This is a genomic window from Streptococcus parasanguinis (assembly GCF_001578955.1).
Classification (GTDB): Bacteria; Bacillota; Bacilli; order Lactobacillales; family Streptococcaceae; genus Streptococcus; species Streptococcus parasanguinis_U.
The window spans coordinates 402,768-408,179 of record NZ_KQ969690.1 but is presented as its reverse complement, the minus strand read 5'-3'; the positions used below and the strand labels follow the sequence as shown (position 1 = coordinate 408,179).

6 protein-coding genes and 1 pseudogene are annotated in these 5,412 nt (G+C 32.8%); all 7 read right to left on the bottom strand.

Annotation, left to right across the window (positions count from 1 at the left end):
* Positions 1-185: pseudogene (locus SPADD19_RS12665) on the bottom strand (hypothetical protein); the annotation flags it as partial.
* Between the two features lie 48 nt (positions 186-233).
* Positions 234-545: a hypothetical protein gene (locus SPADD19_RS05810; protein WP_061455491.1), complete on the bottom strand. Its 312-nt coding sequence runs from the start codon at positions 543-545 to the stop codon at positions 234-236.
* Between the two features lie 4 nt (positions 546-549).
* A complete protein-coding gene (locus tag SPADD19_RS05805; protein ID WP_061455490.1) occupies positions 550-732 on the bottom strand; it encodes a hypothetical protein in 183 nt (60 codons plus the stop codon).
* Positions 733-746: 14 nt separating this feature from the next.
* Complete coding sequence (locus SPADD19_RS05800; protein WP_061455489.1) at positions 747-1,625, bottom strand: DUF4300 family protein; 879 nt, start codon at positions 1,623-1,625, stop codon at positions 747-749.
* A gap of 56 nt (positions 1,626-1,681) precedes the next feature.
* Complete coding sequence (locus SPADD19_RS05795; RefSeq protein ID WP_061455488.1) at positions 1,682-2,563, bottom strand: diacylglycerol/lipid kinase family protein; 882 nt, start codon at positions 2,561-2,563, stop codon at positions 1,682-1,684.
* Positions 2,564-2,700: 137 nt separating this feature from the next.
* Positions 2,701-3,066 (bottom strand): hypothetical protein, encoded by a 366-nt coding sequence (locus SPADD19_RS12660; protein WP_061455487.1) that lies wholly within the window; start codon positions 3,064-3,066, stop codon positions 2,701-2,703.
* Between the two features lie 310 nt (positions 3,067-3,376).
* A partial coding sequence (locus tag SPADD19_RS05785) for a protein kinase domain-containing protein (RefSeq protein ID WP_241496490.1) occupies positions 3,377-5,412 on the bottom strand: 2,036 nt, incomplete at its 5' end.

The following is a 5,412-nucleotide window of genomic DNA, read 5'->3' as shown; positions in this document are numbered from 1 at the left end:
GAGTAGGCAAGAGCAGTCCAATAAATTTCTGTAAAAAAGTCTGTTTGACAGTAATCATTCTCCGCATCGAGGATATCCTTGATGATATTCGCCACCTGTTCACCGTCTCTATAGCGACCAACTACCTCATTGTAAATGTCATAACCTTGATCACTGTCAATGATTTTAACGCCATCAATAGCCATTCTCAACTCCTAATGTTCAATCGACATCTTATTTCTAAATCTCAAAACTTATTTAATCTTATGCTTATTCATTTTTTCTTGGAAAATATCAGTCAGAATTTGGCGCAATTCTTGAGCTTCCTTTTCAGGAAGTTGGCCTTCTTGTTCAGCTACAGCGTACAATTCCGGATACTCAAGCGAGATTCTCTTAATCGTACGTGTAATCGCATGTTTTCTAACGAAAAATGGAATACGCTTAATGTATTCTTGAGGAATCAGCGCGATAATTTTGTCAGCAGTTTCCTTATCGTTCAGCTTAGAGAAAGTTAATCCCTTTTTAATCATTTCTTGTTCTTGTTTCGTAAAATCTTGTAATTCCATATGTCTACTCCTCATCTTCACTGACTTCCCAAATCTCTGCTTGGTAGGGTTCACCATCCTCATCGTATCGATTGATATAACCAATAAATCTTTCATTATTTCTTGGTCTATGCTGGTTTGCCTTGATAACCCAAACAGCCCATACTCCGATTAAAACAATTATTATGAATGCTAGTACTACTTCCATTTCAATGCCATCCTTTAAAATTGAACCCACTTATCATTGTCCATAATAAAGGGCTTAGCTAGACCTTCACCTGTATAGTTTTCGTATTTTGTATCTAGATATTTGTAACAATCTTCCTTGGTCGCAAATTTGATGGCTTGATAAGGCTCCTCAAAAGTTAACTTTTCGACAAAGAGATAACCGTCCTCGCTTGGCACAAGTATGCCGACATGGCCAATAAAGAGGGATTGACCATCCAAGTCATCATGGACGACTACGGAGAGCATTCTTGCATTTTCATTAAACTTGAATTGAGAAAGGAATTTTTCCATCTTTGCAGCATGCACCTTAACATCTGTCGTTGCTTCGGTCTTGACTCTTGAGAATAAAATATCAAAAGCATCCTTGTCTTCTGCACCAAAGACCTTTCCTTTGTCAATGGCATCGTTATCTAGGAATAATAAGGAGTCATCTTTTTCCAACTTAGGGATTTCAATAGAATTTTTTAATAAACAATAACTGTTAATACGACAGTTGGTACCGACAAAATCACCCTTTTTAGGTGACCAAAGATTGCTTATCTTTTCAACATCATAGTTTGTTTTGGTAAATGTAGAAAAATCCCCAGTTAAGCCTACTGAACCGACAGTCTCGTTGTAATCATTGACAAGGTTGAAAAATGCATCGACACTATCTTTATCCAAATGTGCAGCCAAGGCATTCCGAACTTCTTCTGCACTCGGTTGATTGTTCAAATTGCTATAAGTTGCTTTCCAGGAAACCTGATTCGACTGTGATTGAGTCACTGAAGTTTCAGCAATACTATCAGAAGTCTTTTGAGTTTGACTACAAGCTACTAAAGTCAAAAGAAGTGTTGAGCAAAGACCAATAGTCGCTAATCTTTTAAATTTCATAGGCATTCCTTTATTAAAAAAATATCGTTAAAAAGACTTGTCAAAGTTTAAAAATCTTATTCTTTCGGTTGAGAATAGACCTCGATATGCTGACCTAGCACCTTGATTTCTACCGGTAGGTCATCAGATTTGTCACCATCAACATCCGTTTCTAATTCAGAATCAGAAGAAATTTTTATATGACGAGCTTTTATATACTCGATATTCTCATTCACGACAACATCCCCTTTTAATAAATCAGGGATAACTGACAATTTAGTAAGAATAGATGCATCTTTTAAAATCAAAATATTGGCATAACCATCCTTGTCTTCTTCAAAAATCTTCTTGTCAGCGAAATAATTTGTAAGGAGAATCAAGACATGACTGGCAGGGCCGATGTAATTTCCTTTTTCTGTCTCAACAGTAATATTAAATGCTTGATCTGTAACAACAGACTTCATAGTATTAATCGCATAGGCGAGCATGCCAAACTTCGTTTTATCTTCTATCCCAACGTTGTGGATGGCTTCTGGCAGTGAACCAATACTAAAAATGTAGCCAAAATAGTTTCCATTTGATTTTCCGATATCAATCTTATTGGTAGAATTAAAATCGAGTTCGTCAATGGCACCATCAATATCTTGATTGATTTCTAATAGTTTCGTAATGAGATTTCCAGTTCCTCCTGGGATAATCGCTAGTTTAGGAATGTAGTCTTTTTCCGCTATACCAGAGATTACTTCATTGACAGTCCCATCTCCACCAAAAACAAGAACAGCATCATATCGCTCACGAGAAGCTTCTTCTGCAAAGTTTGTGGCGTCTTGCGCTTTCTCCGTAATTTTAATCTCCACATCTTCAAAATGGTCTCTAGCTTTATTCTCCAGTTTCACCTTATAATCCAAGGCTTTTTCGCCACCAGAGGTTGGATTGATGATTACCATAATTTTTTTCATTTATTGTTCTCCTTAAAGATATCTCTAAAATTCTAGTACCTGATTATATCATTTGTGCTATTGAAACTCCATCTATAAGCTTGGACGAACAGAACCAATAACTCATTAAAAAAATTAAAGCTACAATGATTTAACTCCTACACGTCTTTCGTAGATAAACTCACATAGTCTGTCAGATACAAAACACCTGAAACTAAAGCTAATATACAAGAAAAATAGGAAAAAAAGGGGGCAAAACCAAGAATGGATGCAGTAAACAGAAACTGATAGGTTTTCTTATTGACTTTTGAGCCCTCATCATGAAGAAAAAATGCTATAAAAGCTAAAATAAGTAAAATAAAGCAGATTACATTGACGATAGTACCACTAGAAGGAGATTCAAAAAACTGATAGATTAAATGAAAAATTTTAAAATCCTCAAAATCAGAAGAGGCGTAACCAATCACATAAAATCCAATGATGGCACTGATTCCGTTTATGAGTAATAATTTTTTTGATTTCACTATCTATTAAACCTTTCTATTATACCTAAAATGGAACTACACCAGCCATCAAACCTTGGGCAATAAAACAACTATTATTTTGGAAGTCTGAAAAATAGGTATTACTGATAAAATTGTATAGTTTATCAATCGGTCTTTTGTACTTTTGACATCAATACCACGCACTCAACATGTAATAGTTAGGCTATTTCCAAACATATCCACAACTATTATATTACTTGATGTTTAAGGCTTTTGTAACTATTTTGTCTTATCATCCTTTCTTTTTTAATTAGGCTATTATGATGTTATATCAGCTAAATATTAAAATTTAATAATAAGTCATAATTTCTTGTATTAAATCTATTTCATTACGATTATCATGTACATACTCCATATACTGAGGTCTTCCTGCTTTTAAATATAATAGCCATCCCTGCAATGATGATATATAATCATCTTCTAATGTAGATAAGCTTGAATATTTACCTACATACATATTACCTGAACACCATAATTCATGTCTCACTGGATATAAATAAGAACCTTCATCTCTTTCTATTACTTTTGCATATCCATTTTCATCAATTACAAGCTGATTATCTAACCTATCATCTGCATTTCTCATAGCCTCCTCAATTTCCTGCTTAGTAAACAAATGTATGGGTTTTCCGCATCTAATTGCTCTCACCGAAAAATATGTTTCGTATTCTAGCTCTGCAAAACCATTTTGTTTAAGAATTTCGGAAACTCTTTTTTCAAGATTATATTCTAAATCAATAGCTGCTTTTCTATCATAAAGACAAAAACATTTCTCATCTGAATATGGATTCATTTTTTTAATGTGTCCATCTGTACAAATATAATAATTCATTTCTTCAAATAGTCCTAAAGAAATTTCATTTCCCGAAGGTAAAAATTCAAAGACAAATTTTATAGTCGCAGAATTCGTCAATGGACAAATTTGGAGCATATCGCAAAAGTCCCAATTCATAAAATTTTGTTTTATATAATCTTTGCTTTTTTTACGCTCTGAATATTTTTTCTTTCTATTAGATACATCATATTCCTTAAACAAATCTTTTTTAAACGGATTTTTATTAAATTCTCCCGAATTTAATATTCTATCTTCGATTTTTTCATCCGGTAAACCCTTAAACTCATCATTACTCTTTATATACTGATATAATTTTGAATAAAGATTTAACAGATATTCGATATAATTTCTAAATTCACTAGCACTGCAATCACCATGTCTTCCATCATATGTTCCATTTATTCCATTGTACGGTCCATTTTTCAATACAATTAAGAATTTTCCCCTAATATAACGGTATACTGTTTTAAATCCTTCGGGCAAAGGAATTGCTGTTTCATAATCATAAACACCGTATTGTGCATATTGAGCCGAAACATAATGGGCAGGATAATCCTCAACTAAATGTTCATTATCACAATCGTCTTCTGCGCTGAGAATAGGAGATAATTTGTCAAATTCCAACAGAAAATAATTCCACCTGTAATTTTCATTGAACCCTTCAAAATATAATATTTTTGGTCTTACTATATAACAAAAACCTAATGTATCATACAATTTTATACAGTTCTCTTCATCTGCTATTTCTGCAAAAGAAAAGTCCAATCCACCTTTATCATGAAAAAGCATATGATTATATGCAGGTGTTTTACCAATAATATTTAGAATCTTCACAATTTTATTAATATTCCTCCATGCTGATGATTCTGGAGGAATGAGTCCAAATAACTGTTTATTTAGGAAATTCCAGTCACTGGCTTGAGATTTATCTATGTCAGAATATACATCAATCCAATTAATTAATCTTTCCTTAAATTCCTCAATTGTTGGACGAACATCTGGATTATTATCAGTAGAATCTTTGAGTAGTTCATCTATTTCTACAAGATGGGTGTTTTTATATTGCTCCAAATAGCGTAAACTATGGCTAGGATCTAAATAATTATATACCCCATCAAATCCTTTTTCATTATTAGTTAAAAACATCCACATTGTTTTTGCTAACGAAAAAGCATCTGCTTTTTTACTATCTGCTTTTTTAGGATTTCGCTTCATTTCTGGTGCAATAGTAAAAATTGCTCCAAGCCCTTTATCAGATTTAGTAAAGTCATCTGTATTATTTGGAAAATCAACCAATCCAAAATCGCCAAATGCAAATCTGTTATTGTAATAATAAATATTAGAAGGCTTTATATCACGATGACAAATATCTTTTTCATGTAGCTTTTCTAAAGTTTCACTTAAAGAAATTATTCCCTTAACAATTTCTTCGATATCTAATTTATTTTCAAGTATATAATCTACTGCAGATATTGCAATAGGCATTGTAT

Coding starts and splice junctions, on each gene's coding strand:
- SPADD19_RS05810 (WP_061455491.1), bottom strand. CDS start 545: ATGGAATTACAAGATTTTACGAAACAAGAACAAGAAATGATTAAAAAG.
- SPADD19_RS05805 (WP_061455490.1), bottom strand. CDS start 732: ATGGAAGTAGTACTAGCATTCATAATAATTGTTTTAATCGGAGTATGG.
- SPADD19_RS05800 (WP_061455489.1), bottom strand. CDS start 1,625: ATGAAATTTAAAAGATTAGCGACTATTGGTCTTTGCTCAACACTTCTT.
- SPADD19_RS05795 (WP_061455488.1), bottom strand. CDS start 2,563: ATGAAAAAAATTATGGTAATCATCAATCCAACCTCTGGTGGCGAAAAA.